This window comes from Sphingomonas glacialis (assembly GCF_014653575.1).
GTDB classification, from domain to species: Bacteria; Pseudomonadota; Alphaproteobacteria; order Sphingomonadales; family Sphingomonadaceae; genus Sphingomonas; species Sphingomonas glacialis.
Map to the genome: position 1 here is coordinate 641,296 of NZ_BNAQ01000001.1, position 25,646 is coordinate 666,941.

Here is a 25,646-nt window from a genome sequence, read left to right on the forward strand (position 1 = left end):
AGCGCAACTTCGTCCACCTCGTCCGGTTCCTCGGCAGCCCTACGCCAATGCGCGAGTAGCTGTTCGTCGGTGTAGGCGCTGAACCGGGTTGTCCAGACGGCGCGGTCGAGGTCGGAGATTGGCATGGGGGGATCGTGCGCGGGGCGGGTGATTCTGGCAAGGGCTGCTGTTAAACGCCGTTCTCACGATCCTGCGGCTTCAGGTCGGAGAAATTGCGGTCGCTGGGCCGCGCCTCGCACCCGTTGGCGTAGATCACGACATCGCCGTCTGCCATCTCGCGCCGCATGCGGTTGTCATTGCCCACGTGGATGAAGCCGGGCTTTCCCCAGACGCGCACTGCCGACCAATATTCCTCGCCGCGGAACCCGACGAAGTGGACAGCCGGTTTCACGGGGCCCCCATCTCCCCATCCAAGCGGGAGAGCGCGGCGAGGGCTGCTCGGGCGGACGGTTCCCAATCGTTCCATTCTTCGAACACGCGCTCATCAAGCGTTTGAGCGTCGTTCGGCCCAGTATACTCGACATTCACTTCGCAGATCGCCCTCGCCACCCGCTCGACCGTCCCCGCATCCTCTGGCGCTGGGGGACGGGTGGCGGAACGGGCGAACTGCATCATGTGGTCGCGCGCTACCCGTATCGTTGTGTCGCTGATACGGCTTGGACCGATGATATCTCGAAGCAATGCCTCGGCCTCGGCGTATCCGACCACCTCCCCCGCGTCTCTCTCGTTATGCACTTGGTGTCTCCCTGATGGCGGCGGCGAGGTTGCGAGCCGCGCAATGGTGAGCCGAATGGATGGTGCCCTTTATCTGGCAGTCCTCCGACCGTTTGACGTTCTCGCTGCTCCACTCGCCGCCATGTAAGATCGGATCGAGCAGCACAGAGTCGCCGCAGATTTCCATGTTGACCTCGGAATACTGCTCGCAGATCAACGCCGCTCGCTCCCGCTCCCCCGCAACCGCAGCCGCAACCCGCGCGTCCTCGCCGGCGATGTGGGCGAGAAGGGTCGGAAGCGCGCGCATGGAGGCTTTGGCGAACGCTTCATAGGCTGGCCGATGCTTTGAGCTCGTCCCGCTATAATAGCGAATGTCGTCCTCTTCCTGAACTGCCCGCTCCAGCAGCCCCACCAGCGCCTCAACGTCCAGTTGGGCGGTCGGCAGCGCTTCGGATTGTTCGGGGGGCAGCGTCATGCGGATGGTCCTTCTGCGGCGGCAGCGAACGCGGCTTTGATCGCCTCCATGAGCGTACCGAATGTCTCGACCAACAGGCCGAACTCGGCGACTTTCCCACCGTCCTTGTCGGTGATCTTGATATAGATTGCTGACTGTGGGGCACTGTCCTCGAATGGGTGGATCGCACCGAGCGCGACCGTGCATTCGCCTCCAGACGGAGCGGTAAGAGCGATCGCCCTTCCATCGAAGCTATATCCTATCACGCTCTGGTTTCCTCTTCGGGCTCGACGGGGGTTGGGAGAGATGGGAGGGCGGCGAAGGCGGCTCGCAATGTCCCTTCCGACAGCGCAAGCCACTTCTTTTTGGTCGCGCGGGGCGTCTCTTCCCACGGCGTCAAACGCTTCCCGGCTTGCTGGGTATTCCGCAGATGCTTCGCGCCAGCAGCGACCATGGCTTCGGTAATGGTCACGCTGCGAGCCTCTGCAAAATAGAAAGGCCGATCATCTCTGGGATTTGGGGAACGACGGCGTTGCTCAGCGCTCCAGTCGGTCCACCCGATTGGGAACCCCATGTGCCCCTCTAGCCACTCTGGGTTCAGCGGCCCGCCATGATGCGAAGCCGTGGCTCCGCCCTTGGTCGTAGACGAAGGAGAGTAGCCCATCCGGCGATAGAATTCGGCGCGGTTCGTCCCTGAGCTGTTCTTGCCCGAACACTTCCGCGGTGTAGGCCATAATCCAGACCCGATCCCGCGGATGAGGCGCACCAACGGCGGAAGCCGGTATGCAATCCCATTCGACACGAAACCCGATCTCGGCCAAATCGGCAACGACCTCGCCGAGACCGTCTCCGCACAAGGCTGAGACATTTTCCACGATAACGATCCGGGGTTCAAGCTCGCGAACAAGGCGGGCGTACTCACGCCAAAGCCCAGAGCGCGCACCAGCAAGTCCCGATCCGGCATGGGCGGCACGGGATAAGTCTTGGCACGGAAACCCGCCGCATATCGCATCCACGCGAATTCCATCTGCGGAGAGCTGCTTGCCTGTAAGTTTGCGGATGTCATGGTAGCAAGGCACCTCGGGCCAGTGTTTCGCCAGCACGCGCCGGCAGAATGGATCGATTTCGCAAAATGCAGCGGTTTCGAAACCGCCCGTTCGCTCCAGGCCAAGGTCAAAGCCTCCGATGCCTGCAAAGAGCGACAGGACGCGCAGTTTCCCACTCATACCCCGTCACCCCCAAGGCGCGCGATCTCGGACGTTGGCGAGGGGGTGGGCCCTTTCCGACAAACAAAACCCAGCGCTGTGCCCTCAACCCGGTACACAGCGAGAATATCGCGGAAGACGCGTTGAAAAGACGCGGGTTTCTGCTGACTCTTAATCAGCGGGTTCATGCTGCCAGCCTTTGCCGGTCGAGGTGCGCGATAAGCTGGGCGCCGATAAAGCGCGTGTAGGCCGGCGGGATTGCCTCGCTCATTTCAGCAAGCGTCGCCCAGTCCATGCCCATCGCCTCAGCAGCAACGGGCTTGTGACCATTCGTCCAAGCGTCCCGCGTTCCCCGCCCACCGTGCTTTGCTGAGCGAATGCGTGCGTGTCCGCCATAGATGCCGACAACCGCGCGCTCAGAGTGCGAGCACAGCGGCGCAGATAGCAGGATATTGCTTTCAAACAGACGATGCCGGCGCAGATCAGCACCAGCCGCACCAAGCCCGAACATCGAGCCGCACAACGTCACCGGCTCGCGCATTTCACCTTCGGCACCCTCTACGTTCTCGATCACGTATGGCAGCGTCTGGATCATTTCGCGGACGCGGCCGATCAGGCGCGGCGCACCGATCGCGCCTGGGGCGTGCCGCATGTCAGTATAGCCCTGGCATGGCGGGCTGGCATGGATCGCGTCGAACGACCGCAAGAACCGCGCGTCGAGCGCAAGCACGTCAGTTTGCAGGAAGCCGAACGGATACCGCGGCTGCGGATTGATATCGACGCCGATCACGTCAAACCCGGCTTGATGGTAGCCCATCGCTGCACCGCCAGCGCAGCAGAACAGGTCGAGCAACCGAGGGCGCATCACAGCCCCACCCCGCGCCGATCCGAGGCGATACCCCCACTTGCCGGGCAATACCCCCAACAATTACCCCAAAGTGCGCGGGCTGTCCCGATTCGCATCGCAGAGGTAATGAGAACAAACCAAGGCCGAATGATCCTATTCACGCCTGAGACGTGATAGGATATGTATGGCATGCAAATTAAGAATGGTGGGCCCGGCAGGACTTGAACCCGCAACCTAGCCGTTATGAGCGGCCAGCTCTAACCAGTTGAGCTACAGGCCCCCCGCACGCTCGTTAGCGCCCTGCCCCCGAAGCTGGCAAGCCCGCAGCGACAATCACATCCTCGAGCGACGCCGCCTGCACCCCGCGCCGCGCAAGATCCGTCAGCACCGCGTCCCACCACGCGTAAAATCGCGCCAGGTCAGCCGCATCGCGGACATAGGGGGTGTGGCCCGGTGCGAGCGACGGCGAGTGGAAGGCAAAGTTGAGCAAGCGAAGGCCCTCTCCCGTTGCCACCGCGATCGCCTCGAGCGCATCGCGCAGCGGCATGTCTTCGGGCGTCAGCGCGACCCGCGACAGCAACCCAGCCCGCGCGAACAGCCCGCGCCCCTTGGGCACGGCGCCCAGCGCGCGATACAGCCGCGTCCCGCCACTGCGCAGCCAGCCGGTGTGGATCGTCGTCAACGGCAGCTCGACCAGCTGTGCGTCGGGGCCGGTGCGGAAGGCGGCGTTGCCGATCTCGGCGAAATCGGGGCCGCCATCGCCGCTATAGGCATAACCCGACCGCATCGAGCTATCGATGCGATAGCCGCGCTCGGCGAGCAGCCGCAGCGTGTTCGGCCCGATCCCGTAGCGCCCGGCGCGATAGGCGATCGGCCGCGTTCCCGTTCCCGCCGCGATCGCGTCGGTCAGCACATCGATCTTCGCCGCCTCGAGCTGCTCGGGCAGACTGCCGGCATAGCTGTTCGACGGCGTCAGCGCCTCGTCGAACGGGGGATTGACCCACGGGTGCAATTGCGTGCCGACCGCCGACACGCCGTCCTCGAGCACGCCAGCGAGCGTCGCGATCGCGTAGGCGTCGGTCGCGATCGGATAATCGACCATATAGGTCAGCGGGACGCCGTGATCGGCAAAGCGGCGGTGCGCCGCGGGGAGCGCCGCGATCGCCGACACGCCGTGCGTATCGCGCGCCAGCGGGGCGTTCCAGTCGAACTCTTCCTCGGTATCGACGAGCACGATGAAGCGCGTGCCGAACGTCGACGGCCACGCCACAAGATCGCGCGGCTCGGGCGCGCGCGGGCGATACCCGGGGGGTGGCACGCTTGCAGCCACGGTCAGTTGCTGGAAACCTGCTCCATATCGGCAGGAAAGGCGACCGGAAGGCGCAAAGTCAAGCTCTTGTCGCCAAGCGTCAGGCTCCCGCGCAATTCGACGGCAAGATTGCGCGCGAGCCGCAGCGCAAACCCGGTCCCGAGCAAGGGTGCACCGCCGGACTGGTCGGCGCGATCGGCCTCGGATTCGGCGTCGATCGTCAGCAGCGTTTCCTCGGCATAGGCGGCGAGCGCCTTGGGCCGATCGAACACGATCACGACCGCACCATCATCGCGCCTCGCGACAACACCGATCCGGTCGCCAGCGCCGCCGGCTGCGACGAGCGTCGCGAGCAAGCGCGCGATCAGCCGCTCGACCGCGCGATCATCGCCGAGGATCGCCAGGGCGGGATCGTCGACCTGCAGCTCGAGCACGGTGCCGCGCAGCGTCGCGAGCGGCGCGAGATCATCGGCGATCCGCGTCAGCAGCGGTGCCAGCGGGACATCGGCGGCGCGCAAGTCGAGCGCGTGCGTCTCGATCCGCGCGGCCATGTCGATATCGTCGATCGCCGTGAGCAAGCCGCTCGTCTGGCTGCGGATCACACCGGCCTGTTCGCGATACGGCTGCGGGACTGGCCCGAGCATCTGTGCTTCGATCATCTCGGCAAAGCCGGCGATCGCATTGGTCGGCGTACGCAGTTCGTGCGCGAGCTGGCGCAGCGCGTCGGCGGCGGGGTTGCGCGCCTCGCGCGTCGGCTCGGCGGTTTCGTCGGCACGCGGGCGCCGCGCGCTGCCGCGATAGCCGGTGAAGCGGCCCGTCGTCCGGTCGAACACCGGGATCCCGGTGATCCGCCACGGACCTGCCGCATCGGACGTGCCATCGACCACCAATCGCGCGTCGCTGAAGCCGGCGCGGCGCCGGAAGGCGCCTGACGCGACGCCATCGACCTGCGATCCGATCGCCCCGTGATCGAGCGTCAACCCGATCAGCGGGGCGCGCGCGGCGCCCTCGACCCAGCGCAGCACGCCCGCGGCGTCGGTTTCGAAGCGGAAGGTCTCGGCCTGGCGTGCCGCGGGAACGAACGGCGCGGGCTGGATTTCGAGCGGTGGCGGCGCGGGCGCCTCGGCGCGCTTGCGCTGATAGGCGTCGATCCGCGCGACGAGCTCGGCAATCGGGAAAGTGCCCGATTGCGGCTTGTCGGGCTTCGGATCGGCGCTCGGCGGTGCCATCGAACCGCCTTCGCTCGCCTGTTCGGCGCGGCGCCGCGCCTCGGCGACGAGCGGCATCGATGCGGCGACCGAAGCAATCGACAAGAAGGGCGAGACGGGTGCGATCGTCTCGGGAATGGCGAACGGCTCGGGTTCGGCTTCGAGTATCGGCTGGGCGATGGGCGCTACGATCTCCGCCGGCGCCGGGGTTTGGGCTGGCGCAGCGGCGTCTGCGACGGGCTCGGGCGCGCCGAGCACGAAATCGACGCTTCCGAAGCTTTGCAGCGCGCGCGTCACGCCGTCCGCCAAATCGCGGCGGTGGCGGAGCACCGAGCGCGCGGCCGGCGACAGCGTGGGAAGGATCGCTGCCCACTCATCGGTCGACAAATCGGCAGTGCGCAGCATCGGCGCGGCGATGGCGAGCTCGTCCTGGGCGAAGAACGCCACCAGGGCTGCGGGCGGCGTGGCAAAAGCCAGCGCGCGCGCACTCGCCGCGCGGATCGGCGGCGGGACGTCGCCCCGGATCGACGCGAGCCGCGCGATGGCAACGTCGCTTGCCGCAACACGCCCGCGACCGATCAGATCGACCAGCTGCCGCCACGTCGATTGCGCACCGAACGGCGTCGACATGTCTGCCGAAAGAACCGTGTCGAGGCTGTCGTCGAAGCGCAAGTCGGATCGTTCCCTGTGGTCGCCCATCGCGCCGTAAGAATTTCTTAACCGGGGGGAGGACTCGGTGGAAGCCCAAGATTTCGAGGCGTCGCATTGTGGGACAATTGCGTTCGCCGGCAATTATCTTATGCTGGGGGCAGAGCATGCGACGCGAAAGACGCGTCGCGGGGGAGCTGCACGTAATGAGCTTTGATTCGATCGACCGGCGTATTCTGGAATTGCTCCAGGACGACGGACGGATGACCAATGTCGAACTGGCCGAGCGCGTCGGGCTGACGGCACCGCCGTGCCTGCGGCGTGTCCGCGCACTCGAGGAAGCCGGGGCGATCCGCGGCTATCACGCCGAGATCGATGCAGCAACGCTCGGGTTCCCGATCACGGTGTTCGCGATGGTATCGCTGCGCAGCCAAGCCGAGCACGATCTCGCCGCGTTTGAAGAGCATGTCGCGACGATCCCCGAGGTCCGCGAATGCCACATGCTCAATGGCGAGATCGACTTCATCCTGAAGATCGTCGCGAGCGATCTCAAGAGCTTCCAGGAAATCCTGATGACGCACCTGACGCCAGCGCCGAACGTGGCGAGCGTCAAGACATCGCTGACGATCCGCACTGCCAAGGCGCTGCCCGGGATCCCGATCCGATCGGCGTAGAGCGGACGGGAAGCGCGGCGATCGAACGAACGGATGGTCTTGCGCGCCGGTTCGGCCTAGGCGGCAGCGATGTCTGACACATCGCCCGCCCGGATCATGTCGCAGCGCGAGTTCGTCGCCTTTGTCGCGGCGTTGATGGCGGTCAATGCGCTGGGCGTCGATCTGATGCTCCCCGCGCTCGCCGATATCGGCCATCGCCTGGCGATCGCCACCGCGAATCAGCGGCAGTGGATCATCACGATCTACATGCTCGGCTTCGGCTCTGGCCAGCTCGTCTACGGGCCGCTCGCCGATCGCTACGGACGGCGGCCGATACTGCTGATCTCGCTCCTCGGGTTCGTCGGGGCGAGCGTGTTCGCGGGCGGGTCGCAGACCTTCGCGGCGCTGCTCGGCGCGCGCTTCCTGCAAGGGCTGATGTCAGCCTCGACGCGCGTGCTCGCGGTGGCGATCGTGCGTGACCGCTTCTCGGGCCGGCAGATGGCGCGGACCTTGTCGGTCGCGCAGATGATCTTCTTCCTGGTGCCGATCCTCGCGCCCAGCATCGGGCAAGTCCTGCTCGCGTTCGGGCCGTGGCGCTTCATCTTCTACGCGCTCGCCGCCTTCGCCGCGTTCGTGCTGAGCTGGACGTTCTTTCGGCTGGGCGAATCGCTGTCGGTCGAGCGGCGCTCGCCGCTGTCGCTCGCGTCGCTCGGCCAGGCGTATCGGCTGACGCTGACCAACCGCTATTCGGCCGGTTATGCGGTGGCGGCGTCGATGACCTTCGGCGCGATCATCGCGTTCGTGTCGTCGGCGCAGCAGATCTTCGTCGAGGAATTCCATGCCGGCACGCGCTTCACGATCCTGTTCGCGATCTGCGCCTTCTCGATGGGCTGCGCGGCCTTCGCCAACAGCCGGCTGGTCGAACGGCTCGGGACGCGGCTGATCTCGCAATCCGCCTTGCTCGGCCTCATCGCGCTGTCGGTGCTGCATATCGGCGTGATCGCGGCGGGCTTCGAAACGCTGCTGACCTATATGGTCTTCCAGGCGCTGAGCATGACGTGCATCGGCCTGTGCGGTTCCAACTTCGGCGCGATGGCGATGGAGCCCGTCGGGCATATCGCCGGGACGGCGTCGTCGATCCAGGGGTTCATCACCAGCGTCGGCGCGGTCATCGTCGGGTCGCTGATCGGACAATCGTATAACGGCACGACCTATCCGCTGGCGATCGGCTATCTCGCGATCGGGCTGGTCGTGCTGGCGATCGTCTATTGGGTCGAAGGCGGCCGGCTGTTCCACGCACACCACGCGCGCTGACGCCGCGGGAGAGTTTGGCCAGCAGGATCGGGCGGCGCACCCACGCGTCAAGCAGAGCCGGTTGCGCTTGCGGTCGCCCGAAAAGAGCAGAGGATGGGCCGGGAAACGGGCGGCCGTAGCGGGCAAGACCCCCATCCTAGGAGAGTGACGATGGACACGAGAGCCGGCAAGGAAGTCCATGACCTCATCGGTTTCGTCGGACTGCGCGCGCATGCCACCGCGGTTGGCTTGCTCCAGCTCTCGGCCGAACTGGTGAAGGCCGGCGTCCTGCAGGAAGATGCGGTAACGCGGATCAAGGCGGCGATCGCCGACGAGCTCGAACTGTCGCGCCCGTCGACCGTATCGAAGGCCGAATTCGACCGCACGACACGTCGGCGGCTCGACCGGCTCTTCGCTGGCGACGAAAAGCTCGCGCCGGGTCCTGCAGCAGAGCCAGCGATCGAAACCGGCGCGCACGCAGCCGAGCGTTCTTCCTGATCGAAGTTAATTCCCGACGAAAGCTGCGCTTTTCGCGGGACCAAAATCGTGTCTCCGCCCGTTAGGACGCTCCTGACGCTGGGAGAGACTGACGCGATGCCGTGCCGATCATGAGCGAGACAAAGCGTGCGGCGGGTGCCGTAATCCCCGTGTCGGAACAGCCCCTTGCTGCTCGCTGACGCCAATCCGCCAGCGCCTGAAGCGCGCCAGACCGAGCGTGATGCCGCGATCGGGATCGTCGCGACCAAGCTCGCGCAAGCGGCCGCGACGCACGACATCCTCTACATCGCAACCGACGAACAACGCGCCGAGGCCGTGGCCGCAGCCCTTGCCTGCGCCGCGCCCGATCTGCTGGTGGTGCACAGCCCCTCGAGCGACGCTCTGCCAGGCGACACCGCGCCCGCCTCCCCCACCAATGTCGGCCGCCGCATCGCCGCGTTGCGCCGGTTGCGCGTCGCGTTGACCGACCAGCAGCGCGTCGCCTTCGTCACCACCGCCGAGGCTGCCGCGGCAGCCTACCCCCCGCCCCCGGCGTTCGACGACGCACCCCCGACGCTGCGGGTCGGCGACCATGTCGACATGACGGCGCTTGCCGAAATGCTCGGCGCGATCGGCTATGTCGCCGATGACCGGGTCGACGAGCCGGGCGAAATGGCGCTGCGCGGGCAAGTCGTCGACCTGTACCCCGCCGACGCGGTCGCCCCCGTACGCATCGAGATCGTCGACGGCGCGATCAGCGCGATCCGGCTCTACGATCCGATCTCGCAGCTCGGCACCGAGCCGATCGAGTCGATCCAGGTTGGCCGCGTGTCCGAACCAGCGCTTGGCGCCGACTGGGAGTCGCTGTTCGACCATGCGCCCGACGCCGTGATCGCGATCGACCCCGCGGGAACGGCGCGGCGCGATCGCTATGTCGGGCTCGCCACCAGCGCCGCCAAGGCGCGCGGTCTCGACACGCTGCCGATCGTCGATCGGAAGCGCTGGGACAAGGCGCTGAAAGGGCGCACGATCATCGCGGTCGCCGCCGCCGACGAACAGCCCGTCCCGCGCTTCGTCGAGCGCAAGGCGGCGGGTCGCGCTTTCTCGCGCTTCGCCAAGGCGGCGCTGTCGCAGGGGGACCGGCTCGTCCTGCTCGGCGCGGCGCGCGACATCCGTTTCCTCGCGCCGCGCCTCGCCAAGGCGCAGGGCATCGCCTTTACCAAGATCAGCCATTGGGCCGAGGTCGCGACGCTCGCACCGGGCAGTGCGGCGATGCTCGACATGCCGATCGACCATGGCTGGCAAGCGCCCGGACTCAGCGTCGTCGCCGCAGCCGATCTGCTCGGCAGCCGCGTCCAGGCGACGCATGCGCCGTCGGATGCCGCGGCGGCGCTCCGCGGTGACATGGGCGACATCCGCATCGGTGACGTCGTGGTGCACGAGGATTTCGGGATCGGGCTCGTCGCCGGGGTCGAGCCCGTCGGGGTCGATGCCGATGGCGGCGACGCGATTGTCCTCGAATATGCCAATGAGGGCCGGCGGCTGGTGCCGGTCGCGGATGCCGACCGCATCTGGCGCTATGGCGCCGACCAGGACGCGGTCGCGCTCGACACGCTCGACGGGTCGAGCTGGGAGAAACGCCGCGGCGCGATCGACGCGGCGGTCGCCGAGAGTGCGCGCGGGCTGACCGCGCTCGCCGCCGAACGCGACCGCAAGACCGCAGCGGTGCTCGAGCCCGAAGTCGACGCCTATGAGCGTTTCGCCGCCGAGTTCGCCTTCACCGAAACCCCCGACCAGGCGCGCGCGATCGCCGCGACGCGGGCCGATCTGGCGGCGGGCAAGCCGATGGATCGGCTCGTCGTTGGCGATGTCGGCTATGGCAAGACCGAGGTCGCGCTCCGCGCCGCCGCGCTCGCAGCGCTGGCGGGCAAGCAAGTCGTCGTCGCCGCGCCGACGACGGTGCTGGTGCGCCAACATCTCGAACTGTTCACCAAGCGCTTCGCCGCGACCGGGCTCGCGGTGGCGGGCCTGTCGCGGCTGTCGAGCCCGGCCGAGAAAAAGGCGGTCAAGGCCGGCCTCGCCGACGGATCGATCGCGATCGTGATCGGCACCGGTGCGGTGGCTGCGAAGGGCGTCGCCTATCGCGACCTTGGCCTCGTCGTGATCGACGAGGAACAGCGCTTCGGCGCGGCCGACAAGGCCAAGCTGCGCGGGCTTAACACCGATGGCCATGTGCTGACGCTGACCGCGACGCCGATCCCGCGCACCTTGCAGGCCGCGCTGATCGGGCTGCAACAGGTCTCGGTCATCGCCACGCCCCCCGCGCGGCGCCAGCCGATCCGCACCAGCGTCGGCAGCTTCGATCCCGTCACGGTCCGCACCGCGTTGCTGCGCGAACGCGAACGCGGCGGACAGAGCTTCGTCGTCGTCTCGCGGATCGAGGATATCGCGCCGATGGCCGAACGGCTCGCCGCGCTCGTTCCCGGCCTCACGATCCGGCAAGCGCACGGCAAGCTGCCCGCCGCCGAGATCGACACAGCAATGGTCAGCTTTGCGAACGGCGATGGTGACGTGCTGCTCGCGACCAACATCGTCGAGGCTGGGCTCGACGTGCCGCGCGCCAACACGATGATCGTCTGGCGCGCCGACCGCTTCGGCCTGTCGCAGCTCCACCAGCTGCGCGGACGCGTCGGGCGGGGCGGGCGGCGCGGGCAGATCCTGCTGCTCACCGATCCCGAGAGCAAGGTCGCCGAATCCACGCTCAAGCGGCTGCGTACGCTCGAGGCGCTCGACAAGCTCGGCGCCGGCTTCGCGATCAGCGCGCGCGATCTCGACATGCGCGGTGCGGGCGATCTGCTGGGCGATGCGCAGGCCGGGCACATGAAGCTGATCGGCGTCGATCTGTACCATTACCTGCTCGAATCGGCGCTTCGCACCGCGCGTGGCGAGCATGTCGAGCGCTGGACGCCCGAGCTTCATCTCGGCATCGCGGGCAATCTTCCGTTGGACTGGATCCCCGAGGACGATGTCCGCGTCGCGCTGTACGGCCGGCTGTCGCGGCTGAGCGAGATGGCCGCGCTCGACGCGTTCGAGGCAGAGCTCGAAGATCGCTTCGGGAGTTTGCCACCCGAGGCGCATGCCTTGCTGGCGGTCGCGCGATTACGCGTGCTCGCGTTCGGTGCGCGGATCGCGCGGATCGATGCCGGCCCCGCGGCGATCGCGCTGACGCCGCGGCACGATTTCGCCGGCGACGCCGCGGGGCTCGAGGTGAAGGGCGACCGGCTGCTGCTGCGGAGCGCGCAGGACGACGCGATGGCGCGGCTCGGCGTGATCGAGACGCTGCTCGAAGGACTGTCGAGCGACACTTGACCTTGCCGCACCGTTTCCTGTCTGTAGCGTGAACCAAAGCGACCGGTTGAGCGTTTGGTTGCGACGGATTACAGGTTGGCGCCGTAAATCGACGCTGGCGGCGCAATGGCTGCGTGGCCATTTGATCACAAGAAGGACGTGCGGTGGATATCAAGAGCGAGACAGAGGTGTCGCGGCGCGGCGTCCTGGTGGGCGGCGCGATGACGGCGGGGCTGGCCGCGATCCCGGCAGCGGCGGCGCCGGTCGCAGCACAACAGGAGCGCCCCATGACGATGCCCGTGACGCTCACCGTCAACGGCAAGAAGCAGACGCTCGAGGTCGATACGCGGACGACGCTGCTCGACACGCTGCGCGAGCATCTGCATCTGACCGGCACCAAGAAGGGCTGCGACCACGGCCAGTGCGGTGCGTGCACCGTGATCGTCGACGGCAAGCGCATCAATTCGTGCCTCAGCCTCGCGGTGATGCACCAGGGCGACAAGATCACGACGATCGAGGGGCTCGGCACGCCCGACCATCTGCATCCGATGCAGGCGGCGTTCGTCAAGCATGACGGCTATCAGTGCGGTTATTGCACCCCCGGGCAGATCTGCTCGGCCGTCGCGGTGCTCGCCGAGATCAAGGCCGGCACGCCGAGCCATGTCACCGCCAGCCTCACCGACGCACCGCGCGCCACCAATGCCGAGATGCGCGAGCGGATGAGCGGCAACATCTGCCGCTGCGGCGCCTATTCCAACATTCTCGACGCGATGAGCGAAGTTGCGGGGACAAACGCATGAAGCCGTTCACCTATGCGCGCGCCACATCGCCCGCCGAAGCGGCCGCCGCGGTCGCCCGCACGCCGAATGCCAAGTTCATCGCGGGCGGCACCAATCTGCTCGATCTGATGAAGCTGCAGATCGAGACCCCGGCGCATCTGATCGACCTGCAGGACCTCAAACTCGACCGGATCGAGGAGACGAAGGACGGGGGCTTGCGCATCGGCGCGTTTGTCAGCAATTCGGATCTCGCCTCGGATGCACGCGTGCGGCGCGATTACGGCGTGCTCAGCCGTGCGATCGTCGCCGGCGCAAGCGGCCAGTTGCGCAACAAAGCGACTACTGCGGGCAATCTGCTCCAGCGCACGCGCTGCCCGTATTTCTATGACACCAACCAGGCGTGCAACAAGCGCAAGCCCGGCTCGGGCTGCGCCGCGATCGGCGGGTTCAGCCGCCAGCTCGGCATCATCGGGACGAGCGACGCGTGCATCGCGACTTATCCCGGCGACATGGCGGTCGCGATGCGGCTGCTCGATGCAACCGTGGAAACGGTCCGCCCCGATGGCGCGGCGCGCGCTATCCCGATCGCCGATTTCTACACGCTGCCCGGCAGCACACCGCATATCGAGACGGCGCTGGTGCCCGGCGAACTGATCACCGCGGTCACGCTGCCCAAGCCGATCGGCGGCACGCACATCTATCACAAGGTGCGCGACCGCGCGTCCTACGCCTTTGCACTCGTTTCGGTTGCCGCGATCGTCCAGCGCGACGGCTCGGGCCGCGTCGCGGTCGGTGGGATTGCGCCGAAGCCTTGGCGCGTCGAGGCGGCCGAAGCGGTACTACCGCAAGGCGCCGCGGCGGTGACGCCCAAGCTGCTCGCCGGCGCCAAGCCGACGCACGACAATGCCTTCAAGGTCACGCTGGTCGAGCGCACGCTCGCCGCGGCCCTGATCGAAGCGAAGGGCTGAACGCCATGAAGTTTGATACACCCGCCGGCCAGAACCCGATCGATCAGCTCAAGCATGTCGGCAAGCCGATCGATCGCATCGATGGCAAGTACAAGACCACCGGCACCGCGCCCTACGCCTATGAGCGTCACGACGTCGTCGCCAACCCGGCCTACGGCTATGTCGTCGGCGCGGCGGTTGCCAAGGGGCGGATCAGCCGGATCGACCTGGCTGCCGCCAAGGCCGCACCCGGCGTGCTGACGATCGTCACCGCCGAGAGCGCAGGGCCGCTCGGCAAGGGCAATTTCAACACCGCCAAGCTGCTCGGTGGGCCCGAGATCGACCATTATCACCAGGCCGTCGCGCTCGTCGTCGCCGAGACGTTCGAACAGGCGCGTGCCGCCGCCGCGCTGATCGTGATCGATTACGCGCGCACCGCGGGCCGGTTCGATCTCGAGAAGGAGTTGAAAGACGCGCCGCTCTACAGCGAAAAGGGCAAGCCGCCCGTCACCAAGATCGGCGATTTCGACGCGGCGTTCGGCAGCGCGCCGGTCAAGCTCGACGCGACCTATACCACGCCCGATCACAGCCATGCCATGATGGAGCCGCATGCCACCACCGCGAAATGGGATGGCGACAAGGTCACGCTGTACACCTCGAACCAGATGATCGCCTGGAGCAAGGGCGACGTCGCGAAGACGCTCGGTATTCCCAAGGACAATGTCCGGCTGGTTTCGCCCTATGTCGGTGGCGGCTTCGGCGGCAAGCTGTTCATCCGTGCCGACGTGATCCTGGCAGCCCTCGGCGCGAAGGCCGCGGGCCGTCCGGTCAAGGTCACGCTGACGCGCCCGATGATGATCAACAACACGACACACCGCCCCGCGACGATCCAGCGGATCCGCATCGGCGCCAGCGCCGATGGCAAGATCACCGCGATCGCGCACGAAAGCGGATCGGGCGATCTGCCCGGTGGTGGCCCCGAGACCGCGGTTAGCCAGACGCGGCTGCTCTATGCCGGTGCCAATCGTCTGACGTCGATGCGGCTCGCGGTGCTCGATCTGCCCGAGGGCAATGCAATGCGCGCGCCGGGCGAAGCGCCTGGGCTGATGGCGCTCGAGATCGCGATGGACGAAATGGCCGAGAAGCTCGGCATGGATCCGATCGCTTTCCGCGTCGCCAACGACACGCAGGTCGACCCGGAAAAGCCCGAGCGCCGCTTCTCGCAGCGCCAGCTCGTCCAGTGCCTCGAACAGGGCGCGGAGCGCTTCGGCTGGAAGCAGCGCAGCGCCAAGCCTGCGCAGCGGCGCGACGGCCAGTGGCTCGTCGGCATGGGCGTTGCGGCGGGCTTCCGCAACAGCATGGCGATGAAGTCGGCGGCGCGGGTCGCGCTCGACAAGAAGGGTATCGTCACCGTCTCGACCGACATGACCGATATCGGCACCGGCACCTACACCATCATCGCGCAGACCGCGGCGGAGATGATGGGCGTCGATGTCGCCAAGGTCGTCGTCCAGCTCGGCGATTCGGACCATCCGGTCTCGGCCGGGTCGGGCGGGCAATGGGGCGCGAACAACGCGACCGCGGGCGTCTATGCCGCGTGCGTCAAATTGCGCGAGGCGATCGCGCAGAAGCTCGGCTTCAACTCGGCCGACGTCACTTTCGCCGACGGCAAGGTGCGCTCGGGCAACCGCAGCGTCGCGCTGACCGAAGCGGCGGGCGATGCCGGGCTCGTTGCCGAGGACGCCATCGAATACGGCACTCTGAGCAAGACCTATCAGCAATCGACCTTCGCCGGGCATTTCGTCGAGGCGGCGGTCCACAGCCTGACGGGCGAGGTCCGCATCCGCCGGATGCTCGCCGTGTGCGCGGCAGGCCGCATCCTCAACCCGAAATCGGCGCGCAGCCAGGTGATCGGCGCGATGACGATGGGCGCGGGCGCGGCGCTGATGGAGGAGCTCGCGGTCGACACGCGCTTCGGCTTCTTCGTCAATCACGATCTCGCGGGCTACGAGGTGCCGGTCCATGCCGACATCCCGCACCAGGACGTGATCTTCCTCGACGAGGTCGATCCGACATCGTCGCCGATGAAGGCCAAAGGCGTCGGCGAGCTCGGCCTGTGCGGCGTTGGCGCGGCGATCGCCAACGCGATCTACAATGCGAGCGGAGTGCGCGTGCGCGACTATCCGGTCACGCTCGACAAGCATATCGCCCACCTGCCGCCAGTGGCATGAGACCGGGGATCGCCGGCGGCATGGCAATCGTGCCGCCGGCATCCTAAATAGTACCACCGACCGTCGTCCGTCGCCGTTCGCCGTCCCCCATGAGTTTCCCATCTCCGATGTCGAACATCCGCCCCGACACCCGCCCGCTCACCGACAGCTTCGGCCGCCGGATCACCTATCTGCGGCTGTCGGTGACCGACCGCTGCGATCTGCGCTGCCGCTATTGCATGAGCGAGGCGATGACGTTCCTGCCGCGCAAGGAAGTGCTGACGATCGAGGAAATGGGCGCGGTCGCCGATGCCTTCATCGCGCGTGGCGTGCGGAAAATCCGGCTGACTGGCGGCGAACCGCTGGTGCGGCGCGGCGTCGACGATCTCGCGCGCTATATCGGTCGGCATATCGCGACGGGTGCGCTCGACGAGATGACGCTCACCACCAATGCGACACGGCTTTCGCAGCATGCCGAGGCGCTGTTCGCGGCGGGTGTGCGGCGCGTCAACGTCAGCCTCGACAGCCTCGATCCCGACAATTTCCGCCACATCACGCGGACGGGCAACCTTGCCGAAGTGCTCGACGGCATCGCCGCGGGCAAGGCGGCGGGATTGTCGATCAAGATCAACATGGTCGCGCTGAAGGGTGCGAACGAGGACGAGATCGAACCGATGATGCGCTGGTGCGGGACGCACGGGTTCGACCTCACGCTGATCGAGACGATGCCGCTCGGCGTGGTCGACGAGGATCGCACCGATCGCTACCTCCCGCTCGACGTCGTTCGCGAGCGGCTCGAGGCGCGCTTCACGCTCGAGCGCGACGATCATCGCACCGGCGGCCCTGCGCGCTACGTCCGTGTGCGCGAGACGGGGACGCGGCTCGGCCTGATCACCCCGCTCACCAACAATTTCTGCGAGGGCTGCAACCGCGTGCGGCTGACCGCTTCCGGGCGGCTCTATATGTGCCTCGGCCATGACGACAAGATGGACTTGAAGCAGGTGCTCCGCGAGGGCGGCCCCGCCGCGCTCGATGCGGCGATCGACGCCGCCTTGCTGACCAAGCCGCTGCGCCATGCGTTCGAGATCGTCGACCGAAATGCCGCGCCCGCGGTCGGGCGGCACATGAGCGTCACGGGGGGCTGACACGATGGCCGATAACGAGACGGCGCTCGCGGCATTTGCAGCCTGGCGCGGAGCACCGATGGCGATCGCCACTGTCATCTCGACCTGGGGATCGGCGCCGCGCCCGCGCGGCAGCCACATGCTCGTCCATGCCGACGGTCGGCTCGAAGGCTCGGTTTCGGGTGGGTGCGTCGAAGGCGACGTACTCGCGCTCGCGGCCGAGGTGATCGCGCGCGGGACGCCCGAAGGCCGCCAATACGGCGTCGCCGACGGCTCGGCGTGGGAAGTCGGCTTGCCGTGCGGCGGGACGATCGAAGTGCTCGTCCAGCCCGTGTCCGACGCGGGCTTCCCGCCCGCGCTGTTCGACGCAATCGAGCATGCGCAAGGGTCCGGGCGCGGCGTGACGGTCTATACCGATCTGGCGACGGGGCGCAGCAGCCTCGCGCCGATGCCGGGCGACGGCATCTTCGCCAACACCTATGCCGCGCCGCGCCAGGTGCTGATCGTCGGTGCCGTACAGATCGCGCAGGCGCTCGCGCAGATCGCCGAGACGCTCGGCGTCAAGGCGACGGTGATCGACCCGCGCACCCGCTTCCTGACCGAGGAGCGCTTCCCCGGCGTGACGCTCGACGATCGCTGGCCCGACGAAGCCGTCGCGGCGTACAATCCCGGCCCGTCGACCGCAGTGATCACGCTTAGCCACGACCCCAAGATCGACGATCCCGCGCTGATCGCGGCGCTCTCCGCCGAGACCGGCTATATCGCCGCGCTCGGGTCGCGGCGCAGCCATGCCGCGCGGCTCGAGCGATTGGCCGCGGCGGGCTTCGGCCAGGACGATCTGGACCGGATCGACGGGCCGGCCGGGATCGACATCAACGCGATCGGCGCGAGCGAAATCGCGCTGTCGGTCGCCGCCGGGATGGTCAAGGCGCTGCACGTGCGGGGGTAACGTCGCCGGATTGCACGCGCGGCCCCCTACTCCGTTCGGGCTGAGCCTGTCGAAGCCCCGCCATCCGCACAAGCGCGCGGGGCGCATTGGGAGACCGGCCCTTCGACAAGCTCAGGGCGAACGGGTGAAGAGTCGCTCCCTCCTCACCGCTCTGCGGGAGGCGCTGCCCCCCGCAAGTGTCGATCTTACATCAGCTTGTCGAGCGTGATCGGCAGATCGCGAACGCGCTTGCCGGTCGCGTTGAACACCGCGTTCGCGACCGCTGCGGCGACACCGGTAATGCCGATCTCGCCGATGCCGTGCGCGCCCATCGGGGCGTGCGGATCGGCGATGTCGGTCCAGATCACCTCGATCTCGGGCACGTCCATATGCACCGGCACGTGATATTCGGCGAGGCTCGGGTTCATCACGCGCCCGGTCCGCTCGTCGAACTGCGTCTCCTCCATCAGCGCCATGCCGAGCCCCATGATGATCCCGCCACGGAACTGGCTCGTCGCGGTCTTGGGATTGAGGATCTTGCCGCAATCGAACGAGCCGAGGAAGCGGCTGACGCGCACTTCGCCGGTCACCGTATTGACGCGGACCTCGGCGAACATCGCCCCGTACGAGTGCATCGACCAATGCTGCGTCTCGAGCGGGGCCGAGCCCGCGGCTTCGACGCTGACCGCGTCACGCTGCGCGCGCGACAGGATCGAGACATAGCTTTCGCACGCGCTCGGATCGTCGAGCTTGCACAGGCCACCCTCATACCCGCCGACTTCGCTCGGCTTGAGCCCGGCGAGCGGCGAATCGTTGCCCGCCAGCTTGAGCAATTCGGTGAACAGCGCGGTCTGCGCCGCAATCACCGCCGCGCCGATCGACGCGGTCTGCTGCGATCCGCCTGCCATCACCGTCCCCGGCATCTTCGAATCGCCGTACAGGAACGTGACCTTGTCCATCGGCAGCCCGAGGCGTTCGGCGAGCACCATGGTGTGCGTCGTCGCGGTCCCCATCCCCATTTCGTGCGCGGCGATCTCGACCGTGGCGTGGCCATCCTTGGTCAGCGTCAGCCGCGCAGCCCCACCGGGCATGCGGTAGTAAGGATAGGTCGCGGTCGCGCAGCCCATCCCGACCAGCCATTCGCCCTCGCGACGCGTGCCCGGCGTGGCGCTCCGTTTGTCCCAGCCAAAGCGCTCGGCGCCGCTGCGATACGCCGCGACGATGTTGCGCGACGAGAAGGGCGTGCCCGTCGTCGGGTTGGTCTCGGGCTCGTTCGTCTCGCGCAGCGCGATCGGATCGACGCCGAGTTGGGCCGCCAGTTCGTCGACCGCGCTCTCGAGCGCGAAGGTCCCGACCGATTCGCCCGGCGCGCGCATGAAGGTGTTGGCGAGCATGTCGAGCTCGACCGCCTCGACGTTGAGGAGAAAGCTCCCGGCGGCATAGGCCGAGCGCGTCGGCAGGATGAACGGCTCAGGCATATTGTTGTGCGACGTCATCGCGACGACGCCGGTGTGGATCAGCGCATCGAAATGCCCATCGGCCTGCGCGCCGATCGCGACGCGCTGCTCGGTCAGCGTGCGCCCGCCGACCATCCGGTAGACGCCCTCACGCGACAGCATGATACGCACCGGCCGCCCGGCAAGCTTGGCGGCGGCGGCCGCCAGGATCTGGTGGTTCCACAGCGTCTTGCTGCCGAAACCGCCGCCGACATAGGGCGAGGTCACGTGGACCTGCGCCTCGTCGATGCCGAACACCTGCGCGAGCGTCCAGGCGACGTGCGCGACGCATTGCGACGCGTCGTGAAGGATCAGGTCGTCGCCCTGCCAGACTAACGTCGCGCCGTGGAGTTCGATCGGATTGTGGTTGTGGCGCGGCGTGCGATAGGTGCGGTCGACGCTGTGCGGCGCGGCCGCGAGCGCGGTCTCGGCATCACCGATCTCGAGCAGCATCGGCGCGCCCATGAACGACGCGTTCTTGCGATCGGCCTTGGCGTCCTCGAAGCGCGTCATCGCGATCTCGGTGTCGTACGTGACCGCGATCAGCGACGCGGCATGATCGGCCTGCTCCTGCGTTTGCGCGAGCACCACCGCGACCGGTTCGCCATTCCAATGGATGCGGTCATCCTGCATCACGGGCAACCTGTCACCACCGACCGCCTTCGGCGCGGTCATCATCACCGGCGTAGGGTTGAGCCGCGGCGCGGTCTTGTAGGTCATGACCAGAACGACGCCGGGCAGCGCCTCGGCCGCCGCAACGTCGAGCGTGGCGATCCGCCCCTTCGGGATCGTGCTGTAGGCGAGCGCGGCGTAGACCAGGTCCTCGAGCGGGAATTCAGCGGCGAAACGCGCCGCGCCCGTGACCTTCAACGGTCCGTCGAGCCGCGACACCTGCGTGCCGACGAGCCCGTGCTTGTGCGCGATCAGCGGATCGGGAACGCCGCCGGGGATCCAGCTGTCGGGCGCGAGCTCGACCGCCTTCTTCATCACCGCCTGAAGCGCGCCTTGCGCAAGCTGCGTGGCGTTTTCGACGATGCTCATGCCTGCTCTCCGCTCAGTTCGGCGAGGGTCGCGACGATCGCGCGCTTGGCCAGTTCGATCTTGAAGCCGTTGTCGCGAAGGCCCGCGACGTCGGCCAGTTCCAGCTCGGCCGCGGCGCGGACGTTCGCTTCGCTTGGCACCTGACCGCGCAAAGCGGCTTCGGCCTTGAACGCCCGCCACGGCTTGTGCGCCACGCCGCCGAGCGCGATGCGGACCTCCTTGATCGTGCCGTTCTCAGTCTCGAGGGCCGCGGCGACCGAGACGAGCGCAAAGGCATAGCTCGCGCGGTCGCGGACCTTGCGATAGGTCGAGTGCGCCGCGAATGGGAGTGCGGGCAGCGCGACCGACACGATCAGCTCACCCGGCTGAAGTTCGGTATCGCGCTCGGGCGTGCTGCCCGGCAAGCGATGCAAATCAACCAGTGCGATGGTCCGCTCGCCGCCCGGCCCCGCCACGCGCACCTGCGCATCGAGCGCCGCCAGCGCAACGCACATGTCCGAGGGATGCGTCGCGACACACGACGGCGACGCACCCAGGATCGCATGGATGCGGTTGAACCCGTCGATCGCGTCGCACCCCGCGCCGGGCGCGCGCTTGTTGCAGCGCGCTGCGTCGTCGTAGAAATAGCCGCAGCGGGTGCGCTGGAGGAGGTTCCCGCCGACGGTCGCGACGTTGCGGATCTGCGCGCTCGCCCCCGCCAGGATCGCGCGCGACAGCATCGGATAGTGCGCGCGGATCGTGCGGTCGGCCGCGAGCGCGGTGTTGGTCACCCCCGCGCCGATCACCACGCCGCCATCGGCGCCAACGGTGATCTCGCGCGACAGGCCGGTCACGTCGACCAGCGCCGCCGGCCGCTCGATCGTCTCGCGCATCAGATCGACCAGATTGGTCCCGCCGCCGAGATATTTCGTGTCTGGCGTAGCGCCTACTAGCGCGATTGCGCCCGCCACGTCTTCGGCGCGGGCATAGCTGAACGGGGTCATGCCGCTTCCTCCTGCCGTGCGGGCGCGGCAGCATAGGTCTCCGCGATCGCCGCGACGATGCCGTTATACGCGCCGCAGCGGCACAGATTGCCGCTCATCCGCTCGCGCAGTTCGTCATGGTCGAGCGCGATCGTCGCGGCGGTGAGGTCGCCCGTGACATGGCTTGGGATACCGCGCGCGATCTCGTCGGCCATCGCCACCGCCGAGCACAGCTGGCCTGGCGTGCAATAGCCGCACTGGAACCCGTCATGCGCGATGAACGCGCGCTGGAGCGGGTGCAGCCCCTCGGCGTCGGCCAGCCCTTCGACCGTGGTGATCGCGCGGCCCTGATACTGCACCGCGAGCGCGAGGCAGGAATTGATTCGCGCGCCATCGACGAGCACGGTGCAAGCGCCGCACGCGCCCTGGTTGCAGCCCTTCTTGCTGCCCATCAGGCCGAGATGTTCGCGGAGCAGATCGAGCAGCGAGGTACGAAGGTCGACCTCGACCTCGACGGGCCGGTCGTTGATTGTGAATTGCATTCAGCACCTCGCCTCAGGATCCAGGCCGCGGCATTTCCGCGCTCGCCCGGCCGATGGTGAGTCGCCTGATCGGGGCGAGTCATCGGCACCGCTGCTTTACGGCAGAAGACTAGCGTCCGTCACGCGATCTTGCCGCGCACGCGCCAGATCAGCGCTTATTTCGGCGCGCGTGAAGCCCACGCTGCCGCAGCGGCGTCATCGGCAGCACGCGGCTCGACCCAGTGCGCTGCGCCGTCGCTCTGCCATTCCTTTTTCCAGAACGGCGCGGCGGTCTTCGCCCAGTCGATCAGGAAGGCACACGCCTCCATCGCCGCGCCGCGGTGCCGCGAGGCGGTACCGACCAGCACGATCCGCGCACCGACTGGCAGCCGCCCGTAGCGGTGAATCATCGTCACGCCGAGCAACGGCCAGCGCTCCGTCGCGGTCTGCGCGATCGCGCGCAGCGCCTGCTCTGCCATCGCGGGATAGGTTTCGAGTTCGAGCGCGACGGTGTCGGCGGCGTCAGCGCGGACGATGCCGGTAAAACTCGCCACCGCGCCACCCCCCAGCGCCTCGAGCCGCTCGAGTTCGGTCGCGGGGACGAAATCCGCCTGCTGGACGCCGATCAGGATGCTCATCCGCCCGTCACCGGCGGGAAGATCGCGACTTCACGAGCGCCCGCGATCGACGCGGACAGCGGCGCGAAGGTCTGGTCGATCGCGCAGCGCAACCGCTCGGTGGTGGCGAACACGCCATAGCCCTCGCCCCGCGCTGCCAGCCAGGCGAGCAAATCGTCGACCGTTGCGACCTCCGTCGGCAGCTCGACGACCTCACCATCACGGCCGACCGCTTCGCGCACCCAGGAAAAATAGAGCAGATCGAGTTTCATGCCACGTCACCATCAGCGCCGAACCGACTATCGCGGCGCGTGTTTCTGGGTCGTCACGTAAGACCGAAGCCAGCGTCATGCCACCTCCCTTCGCGCGAAAACGCACCGACCGACAAATTGACTTCCGCTCACTATATTCGACGGTATACAGCGATTCGCAGCGAGCCAAACGCGGCGCGTAAGGGGTTTTGCGAATGCGAGTGTCGATCATGGCCGCCACCATTTCGGCGGCGGCCCTGTGCAGTGCCATGCCGACCGTCGCATCGGCGAAGGATGCGCCGCCCGCTGTCCCCGCCCTGGACAACAGCGCGGAGGGCACGCCCGACATCACCGTCACCGCGCGCCGCCGCAGCGAGGATCTCGAAAAGGTCCCGCTCGCGATTTCGGTGGTGGGCGGCGCACTGATCGAGCGGTCGTACACCGTCAACACCAACCAGCTCAGCCTGCTGGTCCCCGCGCTCAACTACAGCTCGGCCAATCCGCGCAACACCGCCTTCACCATCCGCGGCCTCAGCAGCAGCGTCGTCGCGGTGAGTCAGGCGAACGACGGGCTCGAGCCCGGCGTCGGCTTCTATGTCGATCAAGTCTATCACGCCCGCCCCGCCACCGCCGCGTTCGACTTTTCCGACATCGCGCAGATCGAAGTGCTGCGCGGGCCGCAAGGCACGCTGTTCGGCAAGAACACGACAGCCGGCGCGATTAGCATCACCAGCAAGGCGCCGACCTTCACCCCCGAGGCGAGCGAAGAACTCTCGGTCGGCAGCTATAATTTCGTCCAGGCCAAGGCGTCCGCCTCGGGCCCGCTGATCGGCGATACGCTCGCCTTTCGCATCGCGGGGCTGACGACGCGACGCGACGGCGTGATCGACAATGTCCGCACCGGCGCCAAGCAAAACGGCATCGGCAACCAGGCGGTGCGCGGCCAATTGCTGTTCAAGCCGACCAGCGATTTCCAGCTCCGCCTTAGCGCCGACTTCACCAATTTCGAAAGCGAATGCTGCACCCAGGTCTATCTGCGCGTCGGCCAGAGCCTGCGCGCCGCGACGCGGCAATATGCCGGGCCGACCGGGCTCGCCGCGCAATTTGGCTATGCACCACCGAGCACCAACCCGTACGACCGCAAGACCGACATCGACGCGCAACTCGGCGTCGACACGAACGAGGGCGGCGTCTCGGCGATCGCCGACTGGAACCTCGGGCGGATCGGCACGCTCACCTCGGTCAGCGCGTGGCGCTTCTGGAACTGGGATGCGGCGAACGACCGCGACTATACCGGCATCCCGGTCCAGATCACGCAGCACATCCCCTCGCGCCAGGACCAGTTCAGCCAGGAACTGCGGCTCGCCTCGAACGGCGAGCATCGCCTGGGCTATGTCGCGGGCCTGTACTTCTTCGACCAGAAGATCACCGGCGAGCCGATCAGCATCTACGGCCCCGCCGCGGCGCGCTATCTGATCGGCACGACCACCGGAACGGGCGCGGCGGCGGTCGCGGTGCCGGCGAACCTGCTCGATGGCTATGGCACCGATGGCAACACCCGGCTCAAAGAAGACAGCTACGCCGCCTTCGCCGAACTCAACTACAAGCTCCTGCCGCGCCTGACGCTGACCGGGGGCCTACGCTACACCTATGAGGTCAAGGACGGCAGCTACAGCGCCTATACCTTCGGCGGACCGACCGTCACCAACGCAGCGCTGCTCGCGGCCCAGCTCGGCGTGCTGCGCGGGCAGAGCTATTCGGGCCACGACACGGAAAGCAACCTGTCGGGCCGCGCGAACCTCGCCTGGCAGGCGACCGATCAAGTGCTGGCGTACGCAAGCTATGCGCGCGGCTTCAAATCGGGCGGGATCAACCTGTCGGGACTGCCGCTCGACACCGCCAACCAGCCGGTGCTGACCACCGCCGTCATCCGGCCCGAGCTCAACACGACCTATGAGGCCGGGCTCAAGGCGGCGCTGTTCGAGCGGCGGCTGACCTTCAATCTTGCGGGCTTCACCACCGCCGTGCGCGATTTCCAGGCGACGATCGTCGACAGCGCGCAGACGGTAGCGCTGCGCGGCTATCTCTCGAACATCCCCAAGGTCACGGTGAAGGGCGTCGAGGCCGACATCACCGCCACGCTCACGCCCCGTTTCCAGCTCCGCGGCAACCTCGCCTTCGCGCATGGCGAATACTCGCGCTACCCCGCCGGCCCCTGCCCGCTCGAACTCCAGACCGCCGCGACGGCCGCCTGCAACCTGACAGGGCGGCCGCTCGCCGGGCTGCCGAAATGGTCCGAGACGATTGGCGGCGACTATACGCTGCCGGTGGGGACGCTGGCGGTCATCCTCCATGCCGATTCGAGCTGGCGGACCAGCTATTATGGCGATCCGAGCCTGTCCAAATACACGCTGATCGACGGCTACACCGTCACCAATGCGAGCCTGGCAGTGCGGACCCGCGCCGGCCTCGAAGTCGCGGTGTTCGTCCGCAACGTGTTCAACGCCGACTACATCCAGAACCTGACGATCCAGGCGGGCAATTCAGGGCTGATCCTCGGCACGCCGAGCGACCCGCGCGTGATCGGCGTGACGCTGCGCGCGTACCAATAGCG

The 25,646-nt window shown here is 67.4% G+C and carries 23 protein-coding genes and 1 tRNA gene; 10 read left to right on the forward strand and 14 right to left on the reverse strand.

Annotation, left to right across the window (positions count from 1 at the left end):
* Positions 1-169 precede the first annotated feature (169 nt).
* The 9 genes from IE187_RS03090 to IE187_RS03130 all read right to left on the reverse strand — a co-directional run bounded on the left by IE187_RS03090 (position 170) and on the right by IE187_RS03130 (position 6,409).
* Complete coding sequence (locus tag IE187_RS03090; RefSeq protein ID WP_189675049.1) at positions 170-391, reverse strand: hypothetical protein; 222 nt, start codon at positions 389-391, stop codon at positions 170-172.
* Positions 392-727: 336 nt separating this feature from the next.
* The gene (locus IE187_RS03095) at positions 728-1,189 is read right to left on the reverse strand and encodes a hypothetical protein (RefSeq protein WP_189675050.1); all 462 of its coding nucleotides are present in this window, start codon (positions 1,187-1,189) and stop codon (positions 728-730) included.
* Positions 1,186-1,434 (reverse strand): hypothetical protein, encoded by a 249-nt coding sequence (locus IE187_RS03100; RefSeq protein WP_189675051.1) that lies wholly within the window; start codon positions 1,432-1,434, stop codon positions 1,186-1,188. The genes IE187_RS03095 and IE187_RS03100 overlap by 4 nt, the downstream gene beginning before the upstream one ends.
* Complete coding sequence (locus tag IE187_RS03105) at positions 1,431-1,640, reverse strand: hypothetical protein (protein WP_189675052.1); 210 nt, start codon at positions 1,638-1,640, stop codon at positions 1,431-1,433. The genes IE187_RS03100 and IE187_RS03105 overlap by 4 nt, the downstream gene beginning before the upstream one ends.
* 64 nt (positions 1,641-1,704) lie before the next feature.
* Positions 1,705-2,394 (reverse strand): DNA cytosine methyltransferase, encoded by a 690-nt coding sequence (locus tag IE187_RS03110; RefSeq protein WP_189675053.1) that lies wholly within the window; start codon positions 2,392-2,394, stop codon positions 1,705-1,707.
* Positions 2,395-2,557: 163 nt separating this feature from the next.
* Positions 2,558-3,226, reverse strand: a complete 669-nt coding sequence (locus IE187_RS03115) for a DNA cytosine methyltransferase (RefSeq protein WP_229839196.1) — start codon at positions 3,224-3,226, stop codon at positions 2,558-2,560.
* Between the two features lie 197 nt (positions 3,227-3,423).
* Positions 3,424-3,500 (reverse strand) — tRNA-Ile (locus IE187_RS03120).
* A 12-nt stretch (positions 3,501-3,512) separates the two neighbouring features.
* The gene (locus IE187_RS03125) at positions 3,513-4,538 is read right to left on the reverse strand and encodes a polysaccharide deacetylase family protein (protein WP_189675055.1); all 1,026 of its coding nucleotides are present in this window, start codon (positions 4,536-4,538) and stop codon (positions 3,513-3,515) included.
* Between the two features lie 14 nt (positions 4,539-4,552).
* A complete protein-coding gene (locus IE187_RS03130) occupies positions 4,553-6,409 on the reverse strand; it encodes a sensor histidine kinase (protein WP_229839197.1) in 1,857 nt (618 codons plus the stop codon).
* 182 nt (positions 6,410-6,591) lie between these two features.
* On the opposite strand from IE187_RS03130, the gene IE187_RS03135 reads away from it, so the two are divergent.
* The 9 genes from IE187_RS03135 to IE187_RS03175 all read left to right on the forward strand — a co-directional run bounded on the left by IE187_RS03135 (position 6,592) and on the right by IE187_RS03175 (position 18,165).
* Positions 6,592-7,059 carry an Lrp/AsnC family transcriptional regulator gene (locus IE187_RS03135; RefSeq protein WP_133188921.1) on the forward strand — a complete coding sequence of 156 codons (468 nt, stop codon included), beginning with the start codon at positions 6,592-6,594 and terminating at the stop codon, positions 7,057-7,059.
* A 96-nt stretch (positions 7,060-7,155) separates the two neighbouring features.
* A complete protein-coding gene (locus tag IE187_RS03140; protein WP_133191993.1) occupies positions 7,156-8,352 on the forward strand; it encodes a multidrug effflux MFS transporter in 1,197 nt (398 codons plus the stop codon).
* 150 nt (positions 8,353-8,502) lie between these two features.
* Positions 8,503-8,829: a hypothetical protein gene (locus IE187_RS03145; protein ID WP_189675057.1), complete on the forward strand. Its 327-nt coding sequence runs from the start codon at positions 8,503-8,505 to the stop codon at positions 8,827-8,829.
* 165 nt (positions 8,830-8,994) lie between these two features.
* Positions 8,995-12,177: a helicase-related protein gene (locus IE187_RS03150; RefSeq protein WP_189675058.1), complete on the forward strand. Its 3,183-nt coding sequence runs from the start codon at positions 8,995-8,997 to the stop codon at positions 12,175-12,177.
* A 143-nt stretch (positions 12,178-12,320) separates the two neighbouring features.
* On the forward strand, positions 12,321-12,956 hold the full coding sequence (gene paoA, locus IE187_RS03155) for an aldehyde dehydrogenase iron-sulfur subunit PaoA (protein ID WP_189675059.1): 636 nt from the start codon (positions 12,321-12,323) through the stop codon (positions 12,954-12,956).
* Entirely contained in the window at positions 12,953-13,903 is a 951-nt protein-coding gene (locus IE187_RS03160) for an FAD binding domain-containing protein (protein WP_189675060.1), read from the forward strand. The genes paoA and IE187_RS03160 overlap by 4 nt, the downstream gene beginning before the upstream one ends.
* A 5-nt stretch (positions 13,904-13,908) precedes the next feature.
* Positions 13,909-16,113: an aldehyde oxidoreductase molybdenum-binding subunit PaoC gene (paoC, locus tag IE187_RS03165; RefSeq protein ID WP_189675061.1), complete on the forward strand. Its 2,205-nt coding sequence runs from the start codon at positions 13,909-13,911 to the stop codon at positions 16,111-16,113.
* A gap of 89 nt (positions 16,114-16,202) precedes the next feature.
* Positions 16,203-17,237: a GTP 3',8-cyclase MoaA gene (gene moaA, locus IE187_RS03170; protein WP_229839198.1), complete on the forward strand. Its 1,035-nt coding sequence runs from the start codon at positions 16,203-16,205 to the stop codon at positions 17,235-17,237.
* A 4-nt stretch (positions 17,238-17,241) separates the two neighbouring features.
* Positions 17,242-18,165, forward strand: a complete 924-nt coding sequence (locus IE187_RS03175; protein WP_189675062.1) for an XdhC family protein — start codon at positions 17,242-17,244, stop codon at positions 18,163-18,165.
* A gap of 185 nt (positions 18,166-18,350) precedes the next feature.
* Here the strand turns inward: IE187_RS03175 and IE187_RS03180 are convergent, their stop codons facing one another.
* From IE187_RS03180 to moaD, 5 genes are all read right to left on the reverse strand, one after another.
* Entirely contained in the window at positions 18,351-20,681 is a 2,331-nt protein-coding gene (locus tag IE187_RS03180) for a xanthine dehydrogenase family protein molybdopterin-binding subunit (RefSeq protein WP_189675063.1), read from the reverse strand.
* Entirely contained in the window at positions 20,678-21,664 is a 987-nt protein-coding gene (locus IE187_RS03185; protein WP_189675064.1) for an FAD binding domain-containing protein, read from the reverse strand. Before IE187_RS03185 ends, IE187_RS03180 begins: the two co-directional genes overlap by 4 nt.
* Positions 21,661-22,185 (reverse strand): 2Fe-2S iron-sulfur cluster-binding protein, encoded by a 525-nt coding sequence (locus IE187_RS03190; protein WP_189675065.1) that lies wholly within the window; start codon positions 22,183-22,185, stop codon positions 21,661-21,663. Before IE187_RS03190 ends, IE187_RS03185 begins: the two co-directional genes overlap by 4 nt.
* Positions 22,186-22,340: 155 nt before the next feature.
* The gene (locus IE187_RS03195) at positions 22,341-22,802 is read right to left on the reverse strand and encodes a molybdenum cofactor biosynthesis protein MoaE (RefSeq protein WP_189675066.1); all 462 of its coding nucleotides are present in this window, start codon (positions 22,800-22,802) and stop codon (positions 22,341-22,343) included.
* A complete protein-coding gene (moaD, locus tag IE187_RS03200) occupies positions 22,799-23,053 on the reverse strand; it encodes a molybdopterin converting factor subunit 1 (protein WP_189675067.1) in 255 nt (84 codons plus the stop codon). Before moaD ends, IE187_RS03195 begins: the two co-directional genes overlap by 4 nt.
* A gap of 209 nt (positions 23,054-23,262) precedes the next feature.
* Here moaD and IE187_RS03205 point away from each other — a divergent pair, with 209 nt between their 5' ends.
* A complete protein-coding gene (locus IE187_RS03205) occupies positions 23,263-25,644 on the forward strand; it encodes a TonB-dependent receptor (RefSeq protein WP_229839199.1) in 2,382 nt (793 codons plus the stop codon).
* The last annotated feature ends 2 nt before the right edge of the window (positions 25,645-25,646 follow it).

Bases quoted from the DNA above. Each gene is read 5' to 3' on its own strand.
- IE187_RS03095 (WP_189675050.1), bottom strand. From the start codon at position 1,189: ATGACGCTGCCCCCCGAACAATCCGAAGCGCTGCCGACCGCCCAACTG.
- IE187_RS03110 (WP_189675053.1), bottom strand. From the start codon at position 2,394: ATGAGTGGGAAACTGCGCGTCCTGTCGCTCTTTGCAGGCATCGGAGGC.
- IE187_RS03135 (WP_133188921.1), top strand. From the start codon at position 6,592: ATGAGCTTTGATTCGATCGACCGGCGTATTCTGGAATTGCTCCAGGAC.
- IE187_RS03140 (WP_133191993.1), top strand. From the start codon at position 7,156: ATGTCGCAGCGCGAGTTCGTCGCCTTTGTCGCGGCGTTGATGGCGGTC.
- IE187_RS03145 (WP_189675057.1), top strand. From the start codon at position 8,503: ATGGACACGAGAGCCGGCAAGGAAGTCCATGACCTCATCGGTTTCGTC.
- IE187_RS03160 (WP_189675060.1), top strand. From the start codon at position 12,953: ATGAAGCCGTTCACCTATGCGCGCGCCACATCGCCCGCCGAAGCGGCC.
- paoC (WP_189675061.1), top strand. From the start codon at position 13,909: ATGAAGTTTGATACACCCGCCGGCCAGAACCCGATCGATCAGCTCAAG.
- moaA (WP_229839198.1), top strand. From the start codon at position 16,203: ATGAGTTTCCCATCTCCGATGTCGAACATCCGCCCCGACACCCGCCCG.
- IE187_RS03175 (WP_189675062.1), top strand. From the start codon at position 17,242: ATGGCCGATAACGAGACGGCGCTCGCGGCATTTGCAGCCTGGCGCGGA.
- IE187_RS03180 (WP_189675063.1), bottom strand. From the start codon at position 20,681: ATGAGCATCGTCGAAAACGCCACGCAGCTTGCGCAAGGCGCGCTTCAG.
- IE187_RS03185 (WP_189675064.1), bottom strand. From the start codon at position 21,664: ATGACCCCGTTCAGCTATGCCCGCGCCGAAGACGTGGCGGGCGCAATC.
- IE187_RS03190 (WP_189675065.1), bottom strand. From the start codon at position 22,185: ATGCAATTCACAATCAACGACCGGCCCGTCGAGGTCGAGGTCGACCTT.
- IE187_RS03195 (WP_189675066.1), bottom strand. From the start codon at position 22,802: ATGAGCATCCTGATCGGCGTCCAGCAGGCGGATTTCGTCCCCGCGACC.
- moaD (WP_189675067.1), bottom strand. From the start codon at position 23,053: ATGAAACTCGATCTGCTCTATTTTTCCTGGGTGCGCGAAGCGGTCGGC.
- IE187_RS03205 (WP_229839199.1), top strand. From the start codon at position 23,263: ATGGCCGCCACCATTTCGGCGGCGGCCCTGTGCAGTGCCATGCCGACC.